The 25,273-nt window shown below is 60.8% G+C and carries 20 protein-coding genes; 10 read left to right on the top strand and 10 right to left on the bottom strand.

What is annotated here, in order from left to right:
* Positions 1–60: 60 nt before the first annotated feature.
* The 9 genes from J2X43_RS20490 to trxA all read left to right on the top strand — a co-directional run bounded on the left by J2X43_RS20490 (position 61) and on the right by trxA (position 14,503).
* Positions 61–462: a PTS sugar transporter subunit IIA gene (locus J2X43_RS20490; protein ID WP_025584219.1), complete on the top strand. Its 402-nt coding sequence runs from the start codon at positions 61–63 to the stop codon at positions 460–462.
* A 9-nt stretch (positions 463–471) separates the two neighbouring features.
* Positions 472–753: an HPr family phosphocarrier protein gene (locus J2X43_RS20485; RefSeq protein WP_112386030.1), complete on the top strand. Its 282-nt coding sequence runs from the start codon at positions 472–474 to the stop codon at positions 751–753.
* Between the two features lie 165 nt (positions 754–918).
* On the top strand, positions 919–2,319 hold the full coding sequence (gene ahcY / locus J2X43_RS20480; protein WP_112386029.1) for an adenosylhomocysteinase: 1,401 nt from the start codon (positions 919–921) through the stop codon (positions 2,317–2,319).
* 202 nt (positions 2,320–2,521) lie between these two features.
* Positions 2,522–5,110: an ATP-binding protein gene (locus J2X43_RS20475; protein WP_310296660.1), complete on the top strand. Its 2,589-nt coding sequence runs from the start codon at positions 2,522–2,524 to the stop codon at positions 5,108–5,110.
* Complete coding sequence (gene tsaE / locus J2X43_RS20470) at positions 5,107–6,624, top strand: tRNA (adenosine(37)-N6)-threonylcarbamoyltransferase complex ATPase subunit type 1 TsaE (RefSeq protein ID WP_310296658.1); 1,518 nt, start codon at positions 5,107–5,109, stop codon at positions 6,622–6,624. Before J2X43_RS20475 ends, tsaE begins: the two co-directional genes overlap by 4 nt.
* A gap of 13 nt (positions 6,625–6,637) precedes the next feature.
* Positions 6,638–7,369, top strand: a complete 732-nt coding sequence (locus J2X43_RS20465; RefSeq protein ID WP_310296656.1) for a nucleotidyltransferase family protein — start codon at positions 6,638–6,640, stop codon at positions 7,367–7,369.
* Positions 7,370–7,372: 3 nt separating this feature from the next.
* On the top strand, positions 7,373–10,567 hold the full coding sequence (addB, locus tag J2X43_RS20460; RefSeq protein ID WP_310296654.1) for a double-strand break repair protein AddB: 3,195 nt from the start codon (positions 7,373–7,375) through the stop codon (positions 10,565–10,567).
* On the top strand, positions 10,560–14,108 hold the full coding sequence (addA, locus tag J2X43_RS20455) for a double-strand break repair helicase AddA (protein WP_310296653.1): 3,549 nt from the start codon (positions 10,560–10,562) through the stop codon (positions 14,106–14,108). The genes addB and addA overlap by 8 nt, the downstream gene beginning before the upstream one ends.
* A 74-nt stretch (positions 14,109–14,182) precedes the next feature.
* Positions 14,183–14,503, top strand: coding sequence for a thioredoxin (trxA, locus tag J2X43_RS20450; protein WP_112386023.1), 321 nt, complete (start codon positions 14,183–14,185; stop codon positions 14,501–14,503).
* 47 nt (positions 14,504–14,550) lie between these two features.
* On the opposite strand, the gene J2X43_RS20445 is transcribed toward trxA, so the two are convergent.
* From J2X43_RS20445 to J2X43_RS20400, 10 genes are all read right to left on the bottom strand, one after another.
* A complete protein-coding gene (locus J2X43_RS20445) occupies positions 14,551–15,903 on the bottom strand; it encodes a folylpolyglutamate synthase/dihydrofolate synthase family protein (RefSeq protein ID WP_310296652.1) in 1,353 nt (450 codons plus the stop codon).
* 32 nt (positions 15,904–15,935) lie between these two features.
* Complete coding sequence (gene accD / locus J2X43_RS20440; RefSeq protein ID WP_112386021.1) at positions 15,936–16,838, bottom strand: acetyl-CoA carboxylase, carboxyltransferase subunit beta; 903 nt, start codon at positions 16,836–16,838, stop codon at positions 15,936–15,938.
* Between the two features lie 39 nt (positions 16,839–16,877).
* On the bottom strand, positions 16,878–17,717 hold the full coding sequence (trpA, locus tag J2X43_RS20435; protein WP_112386020.1) for a tryptophan synthase subunit alpha: 840 nt from the start codon (positions 17,715–17,717) through the stop codon (positions 16,878–16,880).
* Between the two features lie 3 nt (positions 17,718–17,720).
* Positions 17,721–18,941, bottom strand: a complete 1,221-nt coding sequence (gene trpB, locus J2X43_RS20430) for a tryptophan synthase subunit beta (RefSeq protein ID WP_310296649.1) — start codon at positions 18,939–18,941, stop codon at positions 17,721–17,723.
* Positions 18,942–18,943: 2 nt separating this feature from the next.
* Positions 18,944–19,612: a phosphoribosylanthranilate isomerase gene (locus J2X43_RS20425; RefSeq protein WP_310296647.1), complete on the bottom strand. Its 669-nt coding sequence runs from the start codon at positions 19,610–19,612 to the stop codon at positions 18,944–18,946.
* Between the two features lie 75 nt (positions 19,613–19,687).
* Entirely contained in the window at positions 19,688–20,452 is a 765-nt protein-coding gene (locus J2X43_RS20420) for a SprT family zinc-dependent metalloprotease (RefSeq protein ID WP_310296645.1), read from the bottom strand.
* 86 nt (positions 20,453–20,538) lie between these two features.
* On the bottom strand, positions 20,539–20,976 hold the full coding sequence (locus tag J2X43_RS20415) for a DUF2852 domain-containing protein (RefSeq protein WP_112540324.1): 438 nt from the start codon (positions 20,974–20,976) through the stop codon (positions 20,539–20,541).
* Positions 20,977–21,119: 143 nt separating this feature from the next.
* The gene (locus J2X43_RS20410; protein ID WP_310296642.1) at positions 21,120–22,391 is read right to left on the bottom strand and encodes a polyhydroxyalkanoate depolymerase; all 1,272 of its coding nucleotides are present in this window, start codon (positions 22,389–22,391) and stop codon (positions 21,120–21,122) included.
* Positions 22,392–22,594: 203 nt separating this feature from the next.
* Positions 22,595–23,437: a fumarylacetoacetate hydrolase family protein gene (locus tag J2X43_RS20405; RefSeq protein ID WP_310296641.1), complete on the bottom strand. Its 843-nt coding sequence runs from the start codon at positions 23,435–23,437 to the stop codon at positions 22,595–22,597.
* 94 nt (positions 23,438–23,531) lie between these two features.
* Complete coding sequence (locus J2X43_RS20400; RefSeq protein ID WP_310296639.1) at positions 23,532–24,485, bottom strand: glutathione S-transferase family protein; 954 nt, start codon at positions 24,483–24,485, stop codon at positions 23,532–23,534.
* A gap of 161 nt (positions 24,486–24,646) precedes the next feature.
* Between J2X43_RS20400 and J2X43_RS20395 the strand changes: the two genes are divergently transcribed.
* Positions 24,647–25,240 (top strand): nitroreductase family protein, encoded by a 594-nt coding sequence (locus J2X43_RS20395; RefSeq protein ID WP_112517910.1) that lies wholly within the window; start codon positions 24,647–24,649, stop codon positions 25,238–25,240.
* Positions 25,241–25,273 lie beyond the last annotated feature (33 nt).

Raw genomic sequence — 25,273 nt, 5'->3', positions numbered from 1 at the left:
GCGATTGTTGCATTGCGATATTGGGGCCGCCGTTGATATGCCATTGGGAGCAGTTAAATCATGATCGGACTTGTGCTTGTCACTCATGGCAAGCTGGCTGAAGAGTTTCGTCATGCTGTCGAGCATGTCGTCGGTCCTCAGAAATTCATCGAGACGGTCTGCATCGGCCCCGAAGACGATATGGATCAGCGGCGGCAGGATATTCTTCAAGCTGTCGCCGGCGCCGATGACGGTCATGGTGTGGTGATCCTCACCGATATGTTCGGCGGTACGCCTTCCAACCTTGCCATCTCGGTGATGAGCAGCGGCCATACCGAAGTGATTGCCGGTATGAACCTGCCGATGCTGATCAAGCTCGCTGGCGTCAGAGGCGAGAACAACATGGAAAAGGCCCTGGCCGAAGCTTCGGAAGCCGGCCGGAAATACATCAACGTCGCGAGCCGCGTTCTCAGCGGAAAATAACGGGCCTTCATGACCACGACGCAGCTCTCCCGGGAACTCCTCATCATCAACAAGCGCGGTCTTCATGCCCGCGCCTCAGCGAAATTCGTCCAGATGGTCGATACGTTCGACGCTGCGATCACCGTGTCCAAGGACGGCATGACCGTCGGTGGCACGTCGATCATGGGCCTGATGATGCTTGCCGCGAGCCCCGGCTCGACCGTGCTGGTCACCGCCAGCGGCAACCAGGCGATCGAAGCCCTCGACGCCCTGGATCAGCTGATCCAGAACAAGTTCGGCGAAGAGATCTGATCCGCGCCGTCATATAACCATATAAAGACTTCTTTATATCTTTATTGCCATGGTCCCTGAAGCCTGATAAACGGCTGGCATGGCCGTGCATAAGGCACGTGTTGGCGCTGCGCGATATTTGCGGCGCAGGTTTGATTTTGAGATGCTTTTCAGCTGGAGACCTCAATGAGCACTGAAAAAGATTATGTCGTCGCCGATATCGGTCTTGCAGATTTTGGCCGTAAGGAAATTACGATCGCCGAAACCGAAATGCCGGGCCTGATGTCCAGCCGCGAAGAATTCGGCCAGTCGAAGCCGCTGAAGGGCGCGCGCATCACCGGCTCGCTGCACATGACGATCCAGACCGCCGTTCTCATCGAGACGCTGACGGCGCTTGGCGCGGAAGTTCGCTGGGCCTCGTGCAACATCTTCTCGACGCAGGATCACGCTGCTGCTGCGATCGCCGCTGCCGGCATCCCGGTCTTCGCGATCAAGGGCGAGTCGCTCGAAGACTACTGGACCTATACCGACAAGATCTTCCAGTGGGCCGATGGCGGCTTCTCCAACATGATCCTCGACGATGGCGGCGACGCGACCATGTACATCCTGCTCGGCGCGCGCGCCGAAGCCGGTGAAGACGTGCTGTCGAACCCGCATTCCGAGGAAGAAGAAATCCTCTTCGCTCAGATCAAGAAGCGCCTTGCGGCATCGCCGGGCTGGTTCACCAAGCAGCGCGACGCGATCAAGGGCGTCACCGAAGAGACCACCACTGGCGTCAACCGCCTCTATCAGCTGCATGCCAAGGGCCTGCTGCCGTTCCCGGCGATCAACGTCAACGATAGCGTCACCAAGTCGAAGTTCGACAACAAGTACGGCTGCAAGGAATCGCTGGTTGACGGCATCCGCCGCGGTACCGACGTGATGATGGCCGGCAAGGTTGCCGTCGTCTGCGGTTACGGCGACGTCGGCAAGGGTTCTGCCGCTTCGCTCTCCGGCGCCGGCGCCCGCGTCAAGGTCACGGAAGCCGACCCGATCTGCGCGCTGCAGGCCGCCATGGATGGCTACGAAGTCGTTCTGCTCGAAGACGTCGTCTCTTCGGCCGATATCTTCATCACCACGACCGGCAACAAGGACGTCATCCGCATCGACCACATGCGTGCGATGAAGGACATGGCGATCGTTGGCAACATCGGCCACTTCGACAACGAAATCGAAGTTGCGGCGCTGCGTAACCTCAAGTGGACCAACGTCAAGCCGCAGGTCGACCTGATCGAGTTCCCGAAGGGCAATCGCATCATCCTGCTGTCGGAAGGACGCCTGCTGAACCTCGGCAACGCCACCGGCCATCCGTCCTTCGTGATGTCGGCCTCCTTCACCAACCAAACGCTGGCGCAGATCGAGCTTTTCACCAAGCCGGACCAGTATTCCAATCAGGTCTACATCCTGCCGAAGCATCTCGACGAGAAGGTCGCCCGCCTGCATCTCGGCAAGCTCGGCGTGAAGCTGACCCAACTTTCTGAAGAACAGGCTGCCTATATCGGCGTGAAGCCGCAGGGCCCGTTCAAGGCTGACCACTACAGATACTAATCGTATCGCCAGTATCCACAACATCTTGATGGGCGCCGCATTGACATTTGCGGCGCCCTTATTTTTTGCCTCCTACCTTCCCGCTGAATCCCATCCGAAGTATTGTTTTAGAACTCGATTCGTGGCCCGGACTCGTCCGTTTGCCCGAAAATGGGATGTCTTGTCGTGATGCGGCACATTAAAGGACGGAGACAGACCGGGAATGCCGGACGTAAAGAAAAGCCTGCCAGCACAGGTGGATGACGGCGCTCGGCCCGATATCCACCAGGTAGCGGCAGCACAACACAATACACCTGCGGCGGCCGGGCGGGCCGTGAAGCAGGGAAAAAGCTCGCTGACGCGGCTGGCGAAGATTTGTGCCGGTGGCACGGCGATCGCAGCGCTTGCGCGGCCGGTTCTGGCTCAGGTTGAATCCGAGGCTGCGGCATCGGCACACCTGTTCACGTCATCGCAGGTCGTCGGCGTTTCCGTTGTCATCGGGGTCATCTCCGCGGCTCTGCTTTCCACCCTCTGGCTGGTGCGCCAGCGCGGCAACCTGGAAACCGAGAGCCGCGATATCCGCACCGCGCTGTCGGACGCGCAGCAGCGCATATCGCAATATCAGGCACTAATCGCCGACAAGAACCGCCGCATCGTCGTTTGGGACGGCAGCGAGCGCCCCGAACTGCTGGGACAACTGCCGGCCGAAACAGGTGCTCCGCAGGACAACGAATTCCTGGCATTCGGCCTGTGGCTGAAGCCCCGTTCGGCATCCGAGCTTGACCATGCAATCGACCGCCTGCGCGAAGCAGGCCAGAGCTTCGATATGGTGGTCGAAACCAATCGCGATGAAATTCTCGAGGCGCAGGGCCGTGTTTCCGGCGGCCGCGCCTTTGTCCGCTTTGTCGCGCTCAACAATCTGCGCGCCGAACTCGCCGAACTGAAGATCGAGCGCGAACGGCTGATGTCGTCGATCTCGGCCTTCCAGAGCCTGCTCGATGCCATCGACCTGCCGGCCTGGCAGCGCGACGTCGAGGGCCGCCTGACCTGGGTCAACCAGGCTTACGGCGATGCCGTCGAGGCGAAATCGCCGCAGCAGGCAATCAACGAGAGCCGTGAATTCCTGACGACGATCGCCCGCGAGCGCATCCGCGCCACGGCGACGCCCGAATCGCCTTTTCACGACAAGATTTCGACTGTCGTCAGCGGCAACCGAACATTCTTCGACGTCGTCGATGTCAAGGTTCCTACCGGATCGGCGGGCATCGCAATCGACGTCTCGGATGCGGAGGCGGTTCGCGCCGAGCTTGAGCGGACGCTGAAAAGCCATGCCGAGACACTCGATCATCTGGCAACACCGGTTGCGATCTTCGATGGCGAGCAGCGGCTGCAATTCTATAATCAGGCCTTCGTGACCCTCTGGGAGCTCGATATCGCCTTCCTCGAGCGCAAGCCTGACAATGCCGAGCTTCTAGAGCGCCTGCGGGCCGCCAAGAAACTGCCGGATCAGCTGAACTGGAAGAGCTGGAAGGAAACAGCGCTTTCCGTCTACCAGGCTCTCGATACGAAATCCGACCTCTGGCATCTGCCGAACGGCCAGACGCTGCGCGTCTTCGCCACAGCGCATCCACAAGGTGGCGCTACCTGGGTATTCGAGAACCTCACCGAGCAGGTCGATCTCGAAACGCGCTACAACACGCTGGTGAAGGTTCAGGGCGAGACGATCGACCACCTTTCGGAAGGTGTTGCGGTGTTCGGGCCTGACGGACGAATCCGCCTGTCGAACCCTGCCTTCCGCGTGCTTTGGGGAATCACCGAGGCCGAAGCCAAGCCGGGCACCCATATCCGCGCCGTCGGCGAAGCTTGTGCTCCGTCTTATGACAAGCCGGATGGCTGGAAGACCTTTGCCGAGCTCATCACCAGCTTCGACGACGAACGCCGTTCGAGCCAGGGCACGCTGGAACTGTTCTCCGGCCTCGTGCTCGACTATGCAGTGATACCGCTGCCGAATGCACAGACGATGCTGACCTTCGTTAACATGACGGATTCGGTGCGCGCCGAGCGCGCCCTGACCGAGAAGAACGAAGCGCTGCGCAAGGCCGACGAGCTGAAGAACGATTTCGTCCAGCACGTTTCCTACGAGCTTCGTTCGCCGCTGACCAACATCATCGGTTTCACCGATCTGCTGCGCACGCCGGGCGTCGGTCCGCTGAACGATCGGCAGGCCGAATATATCGACCATATCGCCACTTCCTCATCTGTCCTGCTGACGCTGGTCAACGACATTCTTGACCTCGCAACCGTCGATGCAGGCATTATGCGGCTGAACTATTCCGAGATCGATCTCAGCGACCTCCTGGATGACGTCTCGATGCAGATCGCCGACCGGCTGCAGGAAAGCGGCGTAACGCTTGAGATCACCTCGCCGTCGCAGCTCGGCACCATCGTTGCCGATTCGCAGCGCCTGAAGCAGATCCTGCTGAAACTGCTGTCGAATGCCGCCAACTTTTCGCCCGAGGGCGCGGCGATCGCGCTCGAATGCCATCGCGAAGGCACCGATTTCGTATTTTCGGTCGCCGATCGTGGCCCGGGCATCTCGCAGGAGATGATCGCTACTGTCTTCGATCGCTTCGCCACGGGTGCAAAGAGCGGTAAGCGCGGTGGTGCCGGTCTCGGTCTCTCGATCGTCGACAGCTTCGTCAGCCTGCATAACGGCAAGGTAACGATCGACAGCAAGCCTGGCCGCGGCACCACGGTCGTTTGCCGGATTCCATCCGTCAACCTGCCGCGTGCCGTCGCAGCCGCCGAATGACGGCCGACGCTGGCGCGATCTCCCTGTTTCTGGAAGACGAGGCGGCAACCGGCCGTCTCGGCGAAGATTTGGCGCTCGCCGTCAAGCCGGGCGACTGCCTGACGCTTTCGGGTGATCTTGGCGCCGGTAAATCGTCTCTGGCCCGGGCGCTGATCCGCGCCATCGCCGACGATCCGGCGTTGGAAGTGCCAAGCCCGACATTCACGCTGGTCCAAGCCTATGATCTCAGAATTCCGGTTGCGCATTTCGATCTCTACCGGCTTGCCGATGGCTCCGAGCTTGAAGAACTTGGTTTCGACGAAGCGCTGCAATCGGGTATTTGCCTCGTCGAGTGGCCCGAGATGGCCGCAGACGAGATGCCTGGCGATCGGATTGAACTGACCCTGACGCACGAGGGCGCCGGACGCCGCCTGACCATCGAGGCGCCGCCGAAAAAAGCCGAGCGTATCCAGCGCGTCCTGGCTATCCGGACATTTCTCGCCGGTCTCGGCTACGCCGGCGCCGGACGACGCTTCCTGACGGGCGATGCATCGTTGCGCGCCTATGAGGCGGTCTATCCCGCGACAGGCAAGCGGAAGATCCTGATGGATTGGCCGCCGCTGCCGGAAGGACCCGCAGTCCTTGACGGCAAGCCCTACCCGAAGGTCGCCCATCTTGCAGAGAACGCCTATCCCTTCGTTGCCATCGCAGATGCTCTGCGGCAGCGCGGCTTCGCAACGCCTGACATCTACGGCGTCGACTATGACCAGGGCATATTGCTGATTGAGGATCTCGGAACCGAAGGCGTTCTGGATACCGGCGGACAACCGATTGCCGAGCGCTACCGCGAAAGCGTCGCCTGCCTGGCGCATCTGCACGGCATGCAGATCCCGCAGGATATCCCCGTCACAAAGGATCATGTTCACCACATCCCGGATTTCGACCGGACAGCGATGAAGATGGAAGTCCGCCTGGTGCTCGACTGGCATCTGCCGTGGAAGCGCGGCGGCCAGGCAGCCTCGGATGCGGAGCGGGACACGTATCTCGCAATCTGGGACGATCTCATCGACCAGTTGGCCGATGCCGAAAGGAACCTGCTGCTGCGCGATTTCCATTCGCCGAACATCATCTGGCGCGGTGACCGGCAGGGGATCCAGAAGATCGGCCTGATCGATTTCCAGGACGCGATGATCGGCCCGACGTCCTACGATCTGGCATCGATCGCCCAGGACGCGCGGGTCACCATCGAACCACCGCTCTTCCGGGAGCTCATGGACGACTATCTGTCGATCCGCCGGGCCCAGGGCGGCTTCGATGAAACATCCTTCCTGAAGAGCTGGGCGATCATGTCTGCGCAGCGCAATTGCAAACTTGCCGGGCTCTGGGTCCGGCTGTTGCAGCGTGACGGTAAACCGGGTTATCTCAAGCACATGCCGCGCACACTGGCCTATCTTCAGGTCGCTCTTGAGCATGAACCGCTCGCCCCCTTGCGCGAATGGTGCGCAAGGGCTGGAATAGGCATGAGCGAATCATAAGTTCCGGACCACAATGACAATCAAACAAGCCATGGTATTGGCGGCGGGTCTTGGCACCCGCATGCGCCCGATTACCGATACGATGCCGAAGCCGCTGGTGAAGATCGGCGGCAAGCCGATGATCGACTATACGCTGGACTCGCTGAAGCAGGCCGGCGTCGAACGCGTTGCCGTCAACGTCCACCATTTCGCCGACCAGATGGAAGCGCATCTGAAGTCGTATCACGGCCTCGATATCCTGATTTCCGACGAGCGCGGCGGCCTGCTGAACAATGGCGGTGGCATCGTCAAGGGTCTGACGCTGCTCGACCGGGAGACGATCTTCGTGATGAACGCCGATCTCTTCTGGATTGGCGAACAGCCGGGCGCACCGAGCAACCTCGATCGATTAGCCGGATTCTTCGACGCCGGCAGCATGGACATGGCAATGCTTTGCGTGCGCATCGAGAACACGACCGGCCATAATGGCATCAATGATTTCAGCATGGCAGCGGATGGCCGCCTGACACGCTACCGGGACGACCAGTCGAACCCCGTCGTCTATGCCGGCGCCTTTGCGATGCGGCCCGAATTTCTCGATGATGCGCCGCGCGAGCCCTTTAACATCAACAGTTACTTCGACAAGGCGATCGGCCGCGGCAGGCTCTACGGAATGATGATGGACGGGCACTGGCTGACCGTTGGCACGCCCGAAGCCGTCGATGAAGCAGAGGAAACGATCCGGCAATTCCGGACGTTTGCCTAAGCGATGAGTGAGCGTCATCAGCCGCGCATCCTGACGATACCGGCAGGAGCGCCGTTTCTGAAAGTGCTCGCGCAAACGCTTTGCGACGGCCGGCTGACGCCGCTTTTCCGGCACGATCCCGACGATCCGCTATCGCTTTCGAAAGTCACGATCTATTTGCCGACCAGGCGCGCAGCCCGCGTGCTCCGCTCTGAATTCGTCGATCTGCTCGGCGGCCGCTCGGCCATTCTGCCGGTCATCCGGCCGCTCGGTGAGACGGATGACGACAGCGGCTATTTCGAGGAGGCGCTGCCTGCGACCCTCGACCTTGCGCAGCCACTTTCCAACACTGCCCGCCTGCTGGAGCTTGCAAGGCTCATCCTTGCCTGGCGCAACAGGCTGCCGGATATCGTCCGCCGCATCCACGCCGAGTCGCCTCTCGCAGCCCCGGCAAGCCCGGCCGACGCGATCTGGCTGGCGCGCAATCTGGCCGAGCTGATCGACTCGATCGAGACTGAGGGCCGGGAATGGGCGGAGCTTGCCAATCTCGACGCCTCCGATCATGCACTCTGGTGGCAGCTGACAGCGGAGTTTCTGCAGATTGCCAGCGCCTTCTGGCCCGAACGGCTGGCCGAACTCGGGCGCTCATCCCCTGCCCGGCACCGCAACGCAATCCTGCGGGCGGAAGCGAACCGTCTTGCAACGTCCCGACCGGCAGGCCCGATCATCATTGCCGGCTCGACGGGCTCCGTGCCTGCGACCGCCGATCTGATTGCCGCCGTTGCCGATCTTCCCGAGGGCGTCATCGTGCTGCCGGGCCTCGATCTGTCGATGCCGGACGAGCATTGGCGGATGGTGGCGCCGGATCCGCAACCCGGAAGAACCGCCAATCCTGCGAGCCGCAGCCACTCTCAATATGGTCTGTCGCATCTGCTGAAGCGCCTGAAACTGACACGCAATGATGTCGCCCCGCTGATCGACGCCGAGCCTGACCTGCAACGGCGTGCGGAGGTACTGTCGCGGGCGCTTGCACCGGCGGAGGCGACAAGCGGCTGGGGCGAGTGGAAGAACGAGCTTCCCGCGGACGCGTTGTCGGCAGGCTTTGCCGACGTTGCATTGATCGAGGCGGCCAACGAGCGGGAGGAGGCAACGGCAATCGCCATCGCCTTGCGCCTCGCCCTAGAGGAGCCGGGCCGCAACGGCGAAAGCCAGGCAGCAGTGATTACGCCTGATCGCAATCTCGCGCGCCGCGTCATGTCCGAACTCGCCCGGTTCGGCATTATCGCCGACGATTCGGCCGGTACGCCGCTTTCTGCGATGCCGCAGGGCACTTTCCTGCAGCTGGTTCTGGAAGCGACGCTACGGCCCGGCGATCCGGTGGCGCTGGTGGCACTCCTCAAGCATCCGCTCACGCATTTCAGTCTTGAGAAGACCATTTTGACAAGCGCCGTCGAAGCCCTCGAGCTTCTCGCGCTGCGCGGCGGTGTTGCCGAGGTCGATATCAGCACGCTGCCGGCCCTGCTGGAGCGTCAGCTTGCCGAACAGCAGGCCGACCGCTATGCGCCGAACTGGCGGAAGTCGCTGCCATCGGATGCGATCGATCAGGCCCAGGATCTGGCACAGCGGATCGCAGCGGCGACCGAGCCGCTGGCATCGGCAATGGTCAAGCGTGGACCTGACGGGCGCAGCCTGACAGTGAACCTGCAGCTCTCCGAATGGGCCTCAAGGACCGGCCGCGTGCTCGAGGCCGTGGCTCGCGATCACCGCGGCGACCTTGCCGGTCTCTGGAGCGGAGAAGCCGGCGATGCGCTTGCAGTACTGCTCGGCGAAGTGATCGACACCAACGGGCAGATCGAGGCGGACGGTCCGCAGTGGATCGACATCATGACGGCATTGTCGGCCGGACAGGCTGCCAAGCCCCGCGCGCTCAGCCATCCCCGGGTTTTCATCTTTGGTACGCTGGAAGCCCGTCTCCAGGCTGTCGATACGCTGGTGCTCGGAGGCCTGAACGAAGGTTCCTGGCCGGGGCAGACGGCCAACAACCCCTTCATTTCGCGGATGATGAAAACGGAGATTGGCCTCGAGCCGCCGGAGCGGCGTATCGGGCAGCTGGCCCACGATTTCGAGATTGCGAGCGGCACCCGGAAGCTGATCTATACGCGCGCACTCCGCCAGGGCTCGACGCCGACGGTTGCCTCGCGCTGGCTGCAGCGTCTACTGGCTTTGGGTGGCACCGCTTTCGAAGCCGCGCTGAAGGACCGTGGCGAAAAATTCGTGCACTGGGTCAATCTTCTTGATGACGGCAAGACCCAGGCGCCGGCGCAGCGCCCCTCGCCGATTCCACCCTCCGAACTGCAGCCGAAATCCTATTCCTTCAGCGAAGTCGGCCGCCTCCGGCGCGATCCCTATGCGATCTATGCGCGGCGCATTCTGCGGCTCGACCCTGTCGAACCGTTTAACCGCGATCCCGGTGCCGCAGAACGCGGCACGCTCTATCACGCGATCATCGACCGCTTCGTGCGCGAAGGGCACATCGCCGGAACGCCTGACGGCGAAAGGGCGATGGAGGCTATCCTCAACGATCTTTTTGACAGGGAAGAGCTGCCGGCCCATATCGACGCCGTCTGGCGGCCGCGCTTTCGCGAGGTCGCCCGCAGCTTCCTGGCGTGGGAAGCCGAGCGGCGGCCGGGCATCCGCAAGACAGTGACCGAAGTTCGCGGCAGCGTCGAGCTGGAGACGATCAACATCCGGCTAACGGGCGTCGCCGACCGGATTGATATTACCGGGCCGAAATCTGCCGATATCATCGATTACAAGACCGGCTACAATCCTTCGCCTGCGCAAGCGCGCGCCTTGCTAGACCCGCAGCTGGCTCTCGAAGCTGCCGCGCTGAGCGCCGGTGCCTTCCGCGATGCCGGCAGCCTCATTCCGCAGGATCTGCTTTACGTCCGGTTGCGGCCCGGCAGCCGCTTCCGGGCCGATACCGTCAACAACGAGAATTCGACACGCAGCGACAAGGCGAAGTCGGCGCTCGATCTTGCCGAGGAATCGATTGATCAGCTCGTCAAGTTTGTCTCCCTGCTGCAATCCGGCGAGCGGGGCTTCACATCGCGGCTTATCCCGGCACAACAGTTCGAGTTCGGCGGCGACTACGATCATCTGGCCCGGGTTTCGGAATGGTCGACGGCAGAAGACGAGGAAGCTAGTGGCGATGAATGACATTACCGCTCTCCCCGATAGCGACGATCCGGGCGTATGGATCGGCTGGACGACCATTCAGCAGGCGATCGCCTCCGATCCGTTACGCTCGGCATGGGTGTCGGCCAATGCCGGATCCGGGAAGACGCACGTCCTGACGCAACGCGTGATCCGGCTGCTTTTGGCCGGTGCCCGGCCTTCGGCGATCCTCTGCCTGACCTACACCAAGGCCGCGGCCTCCGAGATGTCGAACCGTGTCTTCGCGCGGCTTGCCGAATGGGCGGTTCTGCCGGATCAGGAATTGAGCAAACGCATCGCGCTGATCGAGGGAGAAACACCCGATCGCGTCAAACTCGCCGAAGCACGGCGACTCTTCGCCAAGGCGCTGGAGACGCCCGGCGGATTGAAGATCCAGACGATCCACGCCTTCTGCGAGGCGCTGCTGCATCAGTTTCCGCTGGAGGCGAATGTCGCCGGTCACTTCTCGGTTCTCGACGACCGGGCAGCGGCGACCCTTCTTGCGGATGCGCGCCGTTCGCTGCTGACGGCGACGGGACCGGAAGACGATCAGACGCTTGCCGAAGCGTTCTCATACGTTCTCAACCTCGGCGACGAAAGCGGGCTGGAAGCGCTGCTCGAAGAGATCGTCGCCAATCGCAACGCCATCCGCCGCTTCACGCAGGCCGCCGAAGCGCATGGCGGCATTGCCGCGGCACTGCGCAAGAACCTGAAGCTTTCCGATACGGAGAGCGAAGCCAGCATCGCCGAGCAATACTGGCCGCTACCGGAGCTTTCCGGGCTGACGCTCGATCTCTACATGACGCTGGCTGCGCAGAAAGGCGGCGCCAAGGCGCAGGAGGTTGCCTACGGTCTTCGCCAAACCTCGAACGAGCGAAGTGCGGCGAAGCGGGCCGAACTTCTGGAGAAGATCTTCCTGAAGGTGGACGGGCAGCCGAAAACGGATTCGCAATTCACCGTGAAGGCGATGCTTGCCGATGCGCCAGAACTGACAGCGGCGATCGCAGCTGCCCGCGATCACGTCGTCGCCTGCCGGGACCGGCTAAAAATCATGCGGATGTATACGGCGACGCATGCGGCGCTCGTGCTCGCCGAGCGCCTGAACCGCGACTATGAGTCCCTGAAAAAGCAGCGCAGCCACCTCGATTTCGAGGACCTGATCACGCGCACGGCCGATCTTCTGACGAAGAGCGGCATCGGCCCATGGATCCACTACAAGCTTGACCAGGGCATCGACCACATTCTCGTCGATGAGGCCCAGGATACCAGCCCGATCCAATGGAGCGTCATCCAGTCGCTGGCGGAGGATTTCTTCTCGGGCGAGAGCGCCCGGCCGGTGATCCGCACGTTGTTTGCCGTCGGTGATGAAAAGCAATCCATCTATTCCTTCCAGGGCGCGCGGCCCGAGCGCTTTTCGGAAGAAAGCAAACGGACGCAGCGGAAGGTGCAGGCCGGCGGCCAGCAGTTCACGCCGGTGCGCCTGCCGCTGTCGTTCCGTTCGACGTCCGACGTTCTCGCCGCCGTCGACCATGTCTTCACACCACCTGAAAATGCGCGTGGGCTGAGCGCCGAGGGCGAGCCGGTCATCCACCGGTCAAGCCGGATCGGCCATCCAGGCGCAGTCGATCTCTGGGCAATGGTAGCGCCCGAAGTCGCCATCAAGGACGAGGACTGGACGGCCCCTTTCGATGCCACGCCCGAGAGCGCGCCGCCGGCGATCCTGGCGCGGCGCATGGCGCATACGATCGAGACGCTGGTCGGACACGAAACGATCGTCGAGAAGGGCAAGGAACGGCTGATCGAGGCCGGCGATATTCTGGTGCTGGTTCGAAAGCGTGACAGTTTCGTCAACGCGCTGACGCGGGCGCTGAAACGGCGGAACAACATTCCGGTCGCCGGTGCCGACCGTCTGAAGCTGACGAGCCACATTGCGGTGCAGGATCTGCTGGCGCTTGGGCGCTTCCTGCTTCTGCCGCAGGACGATCTTTCGCTTGCAGCGGTGCTGAAAAGCCCGCTCTTCGATCTCACGGAAGACGATATCTTTGCGCTGGCGGCGCTCCGAAGCGAACATCTGAGCGTCTGGAGCCATCTGCAGCGCTTCGCCGCCGACGGCCACGAGCGCTTCGTGGCGGCGGCGAAACGGCTTGAGCTTTTCCTGGAGCAATCACGAAGCCTGTCTGTGCATGACTTCTACGCCCGTGTGCTTGGCGTTCACGGTGGCCGTAGCCAGTTTCTGGCGCGGCTCGGCACCGAAGTCAGCGATATTCTTGACGAATTCCTGACCTTCACGCTCGATCACGAGAATTCCGGCCTGCCCGGGCTGCAATCCTTCATCTCGACGCTCGAACTCGAGGCGCCCGAGGTGAAGCGCGAGCAGGACAAAGGGCGAAACGAAGTGCGCATCATGACGGTGCATGCCTCGAAGGGCCTGGAGGCGCCGATCGTCTTTCTGGTCGATAGCGGCGGCAAGGCGTTTACTCATACGCATATGCCGAAACTGAGGTTGCTCGAGACAGCGAACGAGTATCCGATGCCGGTCTGGGTGCCGGTCGGCGATCTCGCCAATTCGCGTACGCAAGCCGACGCCGCCCGCATCCAGACGCTGGCGGAAGAGGAATACCGCCGACTGCTCTATGTGGCGATGACGCGCGCGGCCGACCGGCTGATCGTTTGCGGCTATCGCGGCGTGCGCGCCAATACCGATACGTGGCATGCGATGATTTCCACCGCGATGAGCGAAAGCCATCCGCAGGTGAACGCTGTCGAATTCGAAGGGCCGGACGGCAGCTGGCCAGGCGTGACCTGGCGGGTTCCGCAGGTGGAGCGCAGCTTCGAGCGGGCAGAACAGCTGGCGGAAAAGCGCGAAAAAGACGTCCTGCCAGCTGGTATACTCAAGCCTCTGCCACCGCAGAGAGCGCTGCCGCGACCCCTCAGCCCATCGGGCGCGGGTACCGTCATCGACGAAGAAGCCGATGAGCTTCTGGTGACCTCGCCTTTGTTCAGCACCCCGGAGCGGTCCGACAGGTCGCTGGAAAAAGGCCGGTTGATCCACCGCATGCTGCAGATGCTGCCTGACATCCCGCCTCAGGAGCGCCAGCTTGCCGCCGAGCGCTATGCCGGGCGCGCGGCGCGCTTCTGGTCGGACGCGGAGCGGCGCCGGCTTGTCGATTCGGTTCTGAAACTATTGGGCGAAGACAGGCTGCAGCCGGTCTTTGCAGCCCATGCCCAGCCTGAAGTTTCGATCATGGGCACGCTCGACCTCGACGGAAAGCACTATGCCGTATCGGGCCGGGTCGACCGTCTCGCGGTGCTGACGGACCGGGTGGTTGTCCTCGATTACAAGACCAATCGCGTTCCGCCTGAGACGGAGGACAGGGTTCCCTTTGCACACAAGGCGCAGCTTTCGATCTACCGGGAAATCCTGAAACCGCTTTATCCCGGCAAGGAAATAGAGTGCGTGCTCGTCTACACCGAAAACGCGACGGTTCACCGCCTCACCGAGCGGACCCTCGAATTGGCGCTTGCGGCACTCAAGACAAAGTGAAATACCGGACATTGAAATTATGACACCGCACCATCACATGTGGTTCAACGATAATTCCCGTGAAGGAGCAGCCTATGGCTACCGTGAAAGTCGATATCAATAACTTCCAGTCAGAAGTTCTGGAATCTGCAGAACCTGTTGTTGTGGATTTTTGGGCTGAATGGTGCGGCCCGTGCAAGATGATTGCCCCGAGCCTCGAAGAGATCGCGACCGAACTGGCAGGCAAGGTCAAGGTTGCCAAGCTCAACATCGATGAAAACCCGGAACTGGCTGCTCAGTTCGGCGTTCGCTCGATCCCGACGCTGGCGATCTTCAAGGCCGGCGAAGTTGCGGACATCAAGGTTGGCGCCGCGCCGAAGACAGCTCTTTCGAGCTGGATTTCCAGCGCCGCTTAAAGCGCTTTCACATTCAAGGAAAAAGCCCGGCTTCGACCGGGCTTTTTTCATTTTGGTGGTGTGCCGTTATCCGAGAGAACGTCGCCGACCAGATAGAGCGAGCCACCCATCAGGATGCGTGGCGGCGGCTTGGCCGGATCGAGGATTTCCTTGATCGCATCGAGCGCGTCTCCGACGTTCGACATCGGCTCGGCCACCAGACCGGCGTCATAGGCTGCATTGGCCAGAATGACCGGGTCGATCATCGCATCACTTCCACGGATCGGAACGCAGAAGACTTTCTCCGCCAGTCCCGCAAATGCCTTGAAATAACCGACGGGATCCTTCGTGTTGATCATGCCGGTGATCAGATAGAGCGGTCTTGGCAGCTTTTCCTCGAAGTTCGCCATCGCCTCGGCGATCACCTCGCCGGCGCCGGGATTGTGTCCGCCATCGACCCAGATCTCCGCACCGGCAGGTGCGTGCGACATCAGCCGCCCCTCGGTCAGCCGCTGCAGACGCCCGGGCCATTCCACACCCTGAAGCGCCTTCTCCATCATCGCTTCGGTGACGACGAAACCGGCGGCCTTGACAGCGCGGATGGCAGCAGCGGCATTGGCGTATTGGTGGCGGCCGGGAAGCCGCGGTAGCGGCAGATCTGCAAGGCCGAACTCATCCTGATAGACGAGACGGCCATATTCCTCGTGGGCCATGAAATCCTGGCCATAGACGGCGGTCGGGCAATGCAGCCGCTCGGCCGTCGACATCAGCACCTCAAGCGCTGCGTCATAAGGCTGCTGGCCAATGACGACAGGATGCTTCGACTTCATGATGCCCGCCTTTTCGGCGGCGATCAGCTCGACCCGGTCACCGAGATCGGGCTGATGATCCAGGGAAATCGGCATGATGACCGAGACGGCCGGATCGGAGATGACATTCGTCGCGTCGAAGCGGCCGCCAAGGCCGACTTCGATAACAGCCGCGTCGGCAGGCTGCTCGGAAAACAGCAGGAAGGTCACGGCCGTCAGGATTTCGAAAACGGTGATCTTCTGGCCACCATTGGCTTCGGCAACGCGGCGTACGGCATCGGCGAAAGCCGCGTCTTCAACCAGCTCTCCGCGTCCGCCCTTGACGCCGATGCGGTAGCGCTCGTGCCAATTCACCAGATGAGGCGAAGTGTGGACATGAACGCTGTAGCCACCAGCTTCGAGGAGCGCCCGGCAGAAGGCAGTAACAGAACCCTTGCCGTTGGTTCCGGCGACATGAATTACCGGCGGCAGCTTATCCTGCGGATTTCCGAGAACTTCGAGCAGCCGGGTGATGCGCTCCAGCGACAGATCGAAGCCCTTGGGATGCAATCCCAGGAGCTTGTCTATTTCCTGTGCTGCCTCGCTCACGACGGTCTGACCCCTGGGTATCATTCGGCCCTCCGCTCAGGCAGGTTCTGGATCGATCAGGCGCTCGCTGCCAGCGCGACCGCACTGCCATTGGTTACGACGGTATTTGCCGGCTTTTTCGTCAGGATCTTTAGGACCCGCGCCAGCGTATCGGGGATATCATGACGCTTGATCACCATATCGACCATACCGTGTTCCAGCAGATATTCCGACGTCTGGAAGCCTTCCGGCAGCTTCTCGCGGATGGTCTGTTCGATGACGCGCTTACCGGCAAAGCAGATTTCAGCGCCCGGCTCAGCCAAATGAAGATCGCCGAGCATGGCATAGGAAGCCGTCACGCCGCCGGTCGTCGGGTTCGTCAGGACGACGATATAGGGCTGGCCAGCTTCCTTGAGCATATCGACGGCAACGGTGGTGCGCGGCAGCTGCATCAGCGACAGAATGCCTTCCTGCATGCGCGCGCCGCCGGAAGCCGGGAACATCACCAGCGGGCACTTTTCCGCGATCGCGCGCTCGAATGCCTTGACGATTGCCTCACCGGCAGCGATGCCGAGCGAACCACCCATGAAGTTGAATTCGTGCACGACGGCGACGAGCTTCAGGCCACGCACCTTGCCTACACCGGCAACGATCGTGTCTTCCTGCTCGGTCTTCAGGCGGCTGTCGCGCAGGCGGTCTGTGTACTTCTTGGAATCACGGAACTTCAGCGGGTCCTGAGCCACCTTCGGCTGCACCAGCGCTTCATATTCGCCATTATCGAACAGATCGAGAAGACGGGCCTTGGCCGGCATCTTCATGTGATAGCCAGACGCCGGGATGACCCACTTGTTGTCTTCCAGATCCTTATGGAAGACCATCTCGCCCGTTTCCGGGCACTTGATCCAGAGATTTTCAGGAACTTCGCGGCGGCCCAGCATGGAATTGATCCGCGGGCGTACGTAGTTGGTGATCCAGTTCAAGTCGAAAACTCCTGATTGACGACAGCCAATGTGGGGAAACTATTCGGCAGCAACAAGGCGCGCCGAACGCGTTCCCGATGAAAGACCGCGGACCAGCGTGGCAACGGCCTGAACCGTATCAGCTGTCGCTTTTCCGTCCTTGGTCAAGCTCGTGGCCACCTGATTGACGATGGCAGTGCCGACGACAACGCCGTCAGCCGAAGCGCCGATGACCTTTGCATGGTCGGCGGTCTTAACGCCGAAGCCAACGCAAACAGGCAGATCGGTGTGCTCCTTGATGCGCTTGACGGCACCCGAGACCAGCGACGTATCCGGCAGAGCCGAACCGGTGATGCCGTTCATCGAAACGTAGTAGACGAAGCCGGACGTGTTCTTCAGAACGGCCGGTAGGCGCTTTTCGTCGGTGGTCGGCGTTGCCAGGCGGATGAAATTGATGCCCTTGCGGATCGCTGGAATGCAGAGCTCGTCATCCATCTCCGGCGGCAGATCGACGACGATCAGGCCGTCGATGCCGGATGCCAGCGCATCGTCGAGAAACTTTTCGACGCCGTAAATGTAGATCGGGTTGTAGTAACCCATCATGACGATCGGCGTCGCATCATCGGACTTGCGGAAGTCCGCAGCCAGCTGCAGCGTCTTCTTGAGCGTCTGGCCGCCCTTCAGGGCGCGCTGACCGGCCAGCTGGATTGCCGGACCGTCGGCCATAGGATCCGAAAACGGCATGCCGAGCTCGATAATATCGGAACCAGCTTCCGGCAGCGCCTTCATGATGCCGAGCGACGTGTCGTAATCCGGGTCGCCGCCCATGAAATAGGTGACCAGCGCCGGGCGGCCCTCGGCCTTCAGATCGGCAAAGCGTTTGTCCATACGTGCGGTCATGACTTAAGCATCCATTCCGAGAATCTTGGCGACGGTGAAGATGTCCTTATCGCCGCGGCCGGAGAGGTTCATCAGGATGATCTCGTCCTTGCCCATCTTCGGCGCGCGCTTGATGACTTCGGCCAACGCATGCGACGGTTCCAGCGCCGGAATGATGCCCTCAAGGCGCGTCAGCGTCTGGAAGGCATCGAGCGCTTCGTGGTCCATGATCGGCACATATTCGACGCGGCCGATATCGTTCAGGTAGGAATGCTCCGGGCCGATGCCGGGATAATCGAGGCCGGCCGAAATCGAATGGCCTTCCTTGATCTGGCCGTCGCCATCCTGCAGCAGGTAGGTGCGGTTGCCGTGAAGAACGCCCGGCGACCCGGCGGTGATCGAGGCGCAATGCTCGTCACCCTGCAAACCCTTGCCGCCCGCTTCGACGCCGACGATCTTGACGCCTTCATCATCGAGGAACGGATGGAAGATGCCGATGGCGTTCGAGCCACCGCCGACGGCGGCAACGACGAGATCTGGCAGACGTCCCTCGGCTTCCAGCATCTGCTGCTTGGCTTCAGTGCCGATCACCGCCTGGAAATCCCGAACCATCTCCGGATAGGGATGTGGGCCGGCGGCGGTGCCGATCAGGTAATAGGTGTCGTCGACATTGGTGACCCAGTCGCGCAGCGCCTCGTTCATGGCGTCCTTCAGCGTGCCGTGTCCAGCCGTCACCGGCTTCACTTCGGCACCGAGGAGCTTCATGCGGAAAACGTTCGGCGCCTGACGCTCGACATCGGTGGCGCCCATATAGACGACGCAGGGAAGACCGAAACGGGCGGCAACGGTCGCCGAAGCAACGCCATGCTGGCCGGCGCCGGTTTCAGCGATGATGCGGGTCTTGCCCATGCGCTTGGCGAGCAGGATCTGGCCGATGCAGTTGTTGATCTTGTGGGAACCTGTGTGGTTCAGCTCTTCGCGCTTGAAGTAGATCTTCGCGCCGCCGAGCTCGGCCGTCAGCCGTTCCGCAAAATACAGCGGGCTCGGGCGGCCGATATAGTGGGCACCGAGATTTTTCAGTTCAGCCTGGAACTCCGGATCGTACTTCGCCTTGTCCCATTCGGCCTGCAGGTCGAGAATGAGGGGCATCAGCGTCTCGGCGACAAAACGGCCGCCATAGATGCCAAAACGGCCATCTTCATCAGGGCCGGAACGGAAGGAATTCGGTTTAGGCGTCTCGTTCACTCTTAACTCCCTGAAGCGGTTTCAGGCTGATACGCCTTCTCGACCGCATCGAAAAATTCATCGATCATCGCGACGCTTTTCGCGCCCGGTGCACTCTCGACACCGGAGGAAACGTCGATGCCTGGCGCTTTGGTGATGATCAGCGCGTCGGCAATGTTGTCCTTGTTCAGTCCACCGGAAAGCATGTAATCGACGCTTCCGTCAAGCCAGTCGAGCAGGCTCCAATCGAAGGAAACCCCGTTTCCACCGGGCAATTCGGAGCTTTTCGGCGGCTTCGCATCAAAGAGGAAGCGATCAGCGATACCGATATAGGCCTCGACCCGCTTCAAATCGTCGGAGGTGCGCACCGAGAAAGCCTTCATGACAGGAAGACCGTAAACGGCCTTTATGGTCAAAACGCGTTCCGGGCTTTCATCGCCATGAAGCTGGATGATATCGGGGCGCAAAAGTGCAACGATTTCATCGAGATCGTCGTTCGTTGGGTTGACCGTGACGGCCACGATCTTGGCCTTGCCGCGCACCGCGTCCGCCAGCCTTCCGGCGACGTCAGGCTCGATATAGCGCGGGCTTTTTTCGAAGAAGATGAAGCCGATATGGGTCGCGCCGCGCTTCAGCGCGCGATCGATCGTCTCGGCCGTCTTCAGACCACAGATTTTGATGTCCGGTTTCATGGCAGCGAAGTGACACGAAAAGGCAAAAGAGTCGAGCCAATTTGCGATGGAGGCTTAATTTCGCGCGGTTTCCGCTCAGTCAAAACTGATGGCGTGAAGCAGGCTACCGTGGCGCTTCAGCCAGCCCTTGGCCTCATCCATATCGGGGCAGAGCTTCTCGCACAAAGCCCAGAAGCGCGGGCCGTGATTCATCTCCTTGAGATGGGCCACTTCATGGGCGGCGAGGTAGTCGATCACCGAAGGCGGCGCCATGACGATGCGCCAGGAAAAGCTCAGATTTCCCTCGGAAGAGCAGGATCCCCAGCGGCTGCGCGTATCCTTCATCGAGATCGACTTGATCGGCGCCTTGATAGACCGGGCGTGGAAATGCGCCAGGCGTTCGAGATCGGCGCGGGCTTCCTTCTTCAGGAAGGTGGCGACCCGCCGGCCGAGATGCTCCGGCATTCCGCTGACCCTGAGGATATGATCGCCATCGACGATGACCGCTTCCGTAAGGCCGCGCAGGCTGCCGGTAAGCCTGATGCGGTGACGGATGCCGCGAAGGAGGATCTCGCCGCCATCCTGAAGCCCGGTATCCTGTGAAAACTTGGCGAGTTTCGTCAGCAGCCATCCCTGGTGGCGGTCGAGGAAGGCGTTGACCTCGCGCTGGGCGAGCCCGCACGGCACCGTCATTTTCAGCGCCCGGCCACCGGGTTCGATCCGCAGCGTGATCCGCGTGGCGCGATCATGCTGCTTGATCGTCAGCGGCATCAATCGGCCGGCGACATCAAGCGTCCTCGTCTCCGGCGGAGCAGGCTTTCTGACGGACGGGCGCCGCGGCTTGGAAAGAAGCGGAAACATGGTGCTTTTCTATACGATTCGGGCAATTCCAGACAAAGAAAAACCGGCATCGGTGATGCCGGTTCGCTCGTTCTTCACCAGAGCCTTCAAGGCGTCTGGTATTCGGCGACCGGGCCGTTGTCGTCGCGCTTGGCGTTCTTGCGATCGCGCATGAAGCGGTCGAATTCGTCCTGGTCCTTGGCGCGGCGAAGCTCGCGCATGTAGTTGTCGAACTCTTCGCGCATCTCGTCGAGCTTACGGCGCTCTTCCTCGATGCGGTCGATCTCGGCTTTCCGCCAGTCATCGAAGGCGACGTTGCCTGTCGAGAAATGCGGGCGGTGGCGGCCATGCGTCGAACGGCGGCAGCTGGCAAAGAAGCCATCGGCAGCGTTGTTGGCATCGCGCTTGAAGCCGCGAAGGCGTTCGCCGAAGATGATATAGGCAAGCATGGCCAGGCCGAGAGGCCAGAAGACCACGAAGCCCAGCACCATCAGGGCAATGGTAGCCGGAGTCCAATCCGGGCGAAGCAATGCTGACTGGTTCATCGTGCGGTATCCTCGCTTTCTGCACCCGGCAGAATACCGAATGCTGGAAATCGATGTGGTTACCGCTCCCCGCCCCTTCAAGACGATTGCCCGCGAAATCGGACAATGCCTTGAATGACAAGGATTAAATCAGCAATAGCTAACTAGCCGGATTTGCCGCCCTTGATGACGCGTTTGACGGCAGGTTTCGAGGATCGTGCGTGCTCCCGGACGAAATTGACGATCCGCGGGGCGATCTCCTTGCGGAAACGCGAGCCGTTGAACACACCGTAATGGCCGACATCCGGCTGCAGATAATGCATGCGCATGTTGTCTGGAATGTTCGTACAGATCGTCTGCGCGGCATGTGTCTGCCCGACGCCCGATATGTCGTCATTTTCGCCTTCGACGGTGAGCAAGGCAACGTTGCGGATCGCCTTGGGATCGACAAGCTTGCCACGATGGACCAGTTCGCCCTTCGGCAGCGCGTGCTTGATAAACACCTGATCGACGGTCTGCAGGTAGAATTCCGCCGTCAAATCCATGACCGCCAGATATTCGTCATAGAAATCACGGTGCTTTTCAGGCTCGCCGTCGTTCTTCACCAAGTGCATGAAGAACTCCTTGTGCGCCACGAGGTGGCGGTCGAGGTTCATCGACATGAAGCCGGAGAGCTGCAGGAAGCCCGGGTAGACGGGACGCATGAAACCCGGCTGCGGCCAGGGAACGTTCATGATCACGTTGTCGGCAAACCATTCCAGCGGCTTGTCTTTCGCAAGCTTGTTGACGGCCGTCGGATTGATGCGCGTATCGATCGGGCCGCCCATCAGCGTCATCGACGCCGGAGAGAGCGGATCATTTGCTTCTTCCATGACGGCAGCGGCCACAAGCACCGGCACCGAGGGCTGACAGACAGCGACGACATGCGTGTCGGGCCCGAGAAAATGCAGCATCTCGATGACATAGTCGACATAGTCGTCAAAATCGAACGTGCCGTTCGTCATCGGCACCATCCGGGCATCGATCCAATCAGTGATGTAAACATCAGCGCTTGGCAGAAGAGCTTCGACTGTGCCGCGCAGCAGCGTCGCATAGTGGCCGGACATCGGCGCGACGATCAGGATTCGCGGGTCGCGATGATTGGCGGGCAGATTGCGCGAGAAGTGCAGCAGATTGCAGAACGGCCTCGACCAGACGATCTCTTCGCGGACCTTGACCCTCTTGCTATCGACAACGGTTTCGGGCAGGCCGAATTCCGGCTTGCCATAGCGGCGCGTGGTGCGCTCGAACATTTCGAGACTCGCAGCGATCGTGCGGCCGAAAGGTGTCTGGGACCAGGGATTGAGCGGATTGGCATAGGCCATCCGCATCACATCGGCGGCAGCGCGAAACGGCGCCATTGCAGCGTGATTCAGTTCGTAGAGCTGATAAAACATGAGATGCGCCACCTTTCTTTACCGGAAAAGACGGCGCCTTGGGGGCTGGCACACATTTCTTTCCATTATCTCTGCTGGCACTTCAACGCAGATTAACAGGCTTTTGTTGCATAGCAACATAGGTATGCGCACCGCAAAAGAAATGCCGGGGCATTACATCCCCGGCATCATCATGCTCTTCAATCGTTAAGAGACCGGCTCGGTCAGATATCGGCGACGAAGGTCTGCCTCTGCGTGCCGAGACCTTCGATGCCGAGCTCCACGACATCGCCGGGCTTGAGATAACGCGGCGGCTTCTGGCCCATGCCGACGCCGGGCGGCGTGCCCGTCGAAATAACATCGCCCGGATGCAGCGACATGAACTGGCTGAGATAGGAAACGAGGAAAGCGACGCCGTAGACCATGGTCTTCGACGATCCGTCCTGCATCTTCTCGCCATTGACGGTCAGCCACATGCCGAGGTTCTGCGGATCGGGGATCTCATCCTTGGTCACCAGCCAGGGTCCGATCGGGCCGAAGGTGTCGCAGGACTTGCCCTTGGTCCACTGGCCGGAGCGCTCGGTCTGGAAAGCGCGTTCGGAGACGTCGTCGGAAACGCAATAACCGGCAACGTAATCAAGTGCTTCGGCTTCCGAGACGTATTTCGCCGTCTTGCCGATGACGACGCCGAGCTCGACTTCCCAATCGGTCTTTTCCGAGCCGCGCGGAATGACGACATTGTCATTGGGACCGATAATGGCGGAGGTCGCCTTCATGAAGATGATCGGCTCGGGAGGCACTGTGGCGCCGGTTTCGGCGGCATGATCGGAGAAATTCAGGCCGATGCAGATGAACTTGCCGGTGCCGGCGACACAGGCGCCGATACGGCCCGGCGCAATTTCCGGCAGACTTTTCGGGTCGAGCGCCGCGATCTTCTTCAGCCCTTCGGGAGAAATCGCCGCACCACCAATATCGGAAACATGGGCGGAAAGATCACGGATTTTGCCGTCTGTATCAAGAATCGCCGGCTTCTCGCTACCCGCTTGGCCTACACGCATCAGTTTCATGGGCTGTCCTCCTCATCGAAAAGAATTCGCAAAGAGCTATGGACCAGATGTCCGACCATGTCATTACGGGTTTTCCCGGAAGCGGTACGCGACTTTAAAAAATCTCCGACAAATCCGGTCCCACCGGCACAATTCCGGTCGGGTTGAGTTTCTCGATCGAATAATAGCCGCGCTTGATGTGATCGATATTGACGGTTGCAGCGATGCCCGGGCACTCCAGCATGTGGCGGCAGAATGCCTTGAGATTGGGATAGTCTGCGATGCGGCGCAGGTTGCACTTGAAGAGGCCGTGATAGGCCGGATCGAAGCGCACCAGGGTCACGAAGAGCCGGATATCGGCTTCGGTCGGATGATCGGCAAAGAGGAATGCCCGTCCCTGCAATTGCGGCTCGACCCAATCGAGGCAGGCAAAGACATCGGCGAAAGCTTCTTCATAGGCGATTTGCGTCGCTGCAAACCCGGCGCGATAGACACCGTTGTTCAGCCGCGAATAGATATACTCGTTGAAGGCATCAATCTCCGAACGCTTGTTATCCGGATAAAGGTCCATCGCATTGTTCGCGAGATCGCCGAATCCGCTATTCAGCATGCGCAGAATATCAGCCGATTCGTTGTTGACGATCGTCTGCTGCTGCTTGTCCCAAAGTACAGGGACGGTTGCCCGGCCGGTGAAATCCGGGTCAACTTTCGTATAGATCTCATGCATATAGGTCGCGCTGTTGACGGTATCTCTGCTCGCTCCCGGATAGTCACCAAAACGCCAGCCCTGCTTCGATAGCGCCGGCTCGACGATGGAAACGCTGATGACGCCGTCCAAGCCCTTCAGCGTCCGTCCAATCAGCGTGCGGGAAGCCCAAGGGCAGATATAGGCGACATAGAGATGGTAGCGGCCGGCCTCGGCGTTGAAACCCGCTTCGCCTGTCGGACCTGCCGATCCATCCGGTGTGACCCAGTTGCGGAAGCTGGATGTCTGGCGCACAAAGCCGCCCTTTGCGTCCGTTGCCTGTACCGGTTGCCAATCCTCGGTCCATTTTCCATTTACCAGCATCACCAGCTCCTTCGTCATCGTGATGCGAATAGATACCGCGTGTTCGCATGGCTGGGAGGACCTGTTTTTAGAAACAGACTGTCATGCGATCGCGAAACCGGCGCTTGCCAAGTGATGGGGCCGGGAAATATGACCATAGGCAGAATGGACCGGAGCCCCCCATGACCACAAGCAATAGCCGCGAATCCCAATTTCCCATCGAAGCCATGTTTCTCGACCGCTGGTCGCCGCGCGCCTTTACCGGCGAAATGATCAGCGAAGAGCAGATCCTGACGATCCTCGACGCCGCGCATTGGGCGCCCTCCTCTGCCAACCAGCAGCCTTGGCGCTTCATCTATGCGCTGAAGGGTTCCGAGCATTTCGAAACCGCGCTTGGATTGCTTGCCGAAGCCAACCAGGAATGGGCCAAGAACGCCTCAGCTCTGCTTTTCGTGGTTTCGCGCGGCTTCAGCGGTGATTTTTCAGAGGGCAAGAAGAGCTACACGCATTCCTTCGACGCCGGTGCCGCATGGGGCCATTTTGCGATGCAGGCCCGTTTTTCCGGCTTCTATGCCCACGGCATGGGCGGCATCAAGCATGATGAAATCATGACGACGTTTGCGATCCCCGAAGGCTACCGCGTCGAGGCCGGCATCGCACTTGGCCGCCTAGCAGACAAAAGCGTGCTGTCGGAGCGAAACCAGGCGCGCGAGTTTCCAAGCCAGCGCAAGCCGCTGGCCGAAGTTGCCTTCAACGGCAAATTTGTCGCCAACTGAGCCAAACAAAAAAGGCCGCGCAGCTCTCACTGC

This window comes from Rhizobium sp. BE258, from assembly GCF_031457345.1.
In the GTDB taxonomy this organism is placed as follows: domain Bacteria; phylum Pseudomonadota; class Alphaproteobacteria; order Rhizobiales; family Rhizobiaceae; genus Rhizobium.
This window is presented reverse-complemented; position numbering and strand designations above follow the sequence as displayed.

Bases quoted from the DNA above. Each gene is read 5' to 3' on its own strand.
- J2X43_RS20405 (WP_310296641.1), bottom strand. From the start codon at position 23,437: ATGAAACTGATGCGTGTAGGCCAAGCGGGTAGCGAGAAGCCGGCGATT.
- addB (WP_310296654.1), top strand. From the start codon at position 7,373: ATGAGTGAGCGTCATCAGCCGCGCATCCTGACGATACCGGCAGGAGCG.
- J2X43_RS20425 (WP_310296647.1), bottom strand. From the start codon at position 19,612: ATGAAACCGGACATCAAAATCTGTGGTCTGAAGACGGCCGAGACGATC.
- tsaE (WP_310296658.1), top strand. From the start codon at position 5,107: ATGACGGCCGACGCTGGCGCGATCTCCCTGTTTCTGGAAGACGAGGCG.
- addA (WP_310296653.1), top strand. From the start codon at position 10,560: ATGAATGACATTACCGCTCTCCCCGATAGCGACGATCCGGGCGTATGG.
- J2X43_RS20490 (WP_025584219.1), top strand. From the start codon at position 61: ATGATCGGACTTGTGCTTGTCACTCATGGCAAGCTGGCTGAAGAGTTT.
- J2X43_RS20485 (WP_112386030.1), top strand. From the start codon at position 472: ATGACCACGACGCAGCTCTCCCGGGAACTCCTCATCATCAACAAGCGC.
- trpA (WP_112386020.1), bottom strand. From the start codon at position 17,717: ATGACCGCACGTATGGACAAACGCTTTGCCGATCTGAAGGCCGAGGGC.
- J2X43_RS20400 (WP_310296639.1), bottom strand. From the start codon at position 24,485: ATGCTGGTAAATGGAAAATGGACCGAGGATTGGCAACCGGTACAGGCA.
- J2X43_RS20475 (WP_310296660.1), top strand. From the start codon at position 2,522: ATGCCGGACGTAAAGAAAAGCCTGCCAGCACAGGTGGATGACGGCGCT.
- J2X43_RS20415 (WP_112540324.1), bottom strand. From the start codon at position 20,976: ATGAACCAGTCAGCATTGCTTCGCCCGGATTGGACTCCGGCTACCATT.
- J2X43_RS20445 (WP_310296652.1), bottom strand. From the start codon at position 15,903: ATGATACCCAGGGGTCAGACCGTCGTGAGCGAGGCAGCACAGGAAATA.
- J2X43_RS20420 (WP_310296645.1), bottom strand. From the start codon at position 20,452: ATGTTTCCGCTTCTTTCCAAGCCGCGGCGCCCGTCCGTCAGAAAGCCT.
- J2X43_RS20395 (WP_112517910.1), top strand. From the start codon at position 24,647: ATGACCACAAGCAATAGCCGCGAATCCCAATTTCCCATCGAAGCCATG.
- ahcY (WP_112386029.1), top strand. From the start codon at position 919: ATGAGCACTGAAAAAGATTATGTCGTCGCCGATATCGGTCTTGCAGAT.
- J2X43_RS20465 (WP_310296656.1), top strand. From the start codon at position 6,638: ATGACAATCAAACAAGCCATGGTATTGGCGGCGGGTCTTGGCACCCGC.
- trxA (WP_112386023.1), top strand. From the start codon at position 14,183: ATGGCTACCGTGAAAGTCGATATCAATAACTTCCAGTCAGAAGTTCTG.
- J2X43_RS20410 (WP_310296642.1), bottom strand. From the start codon at position 22,391: ATGTTTTATCAGCTCTACGAACTGAATCACGCTGCAATGGCGCCGTTT.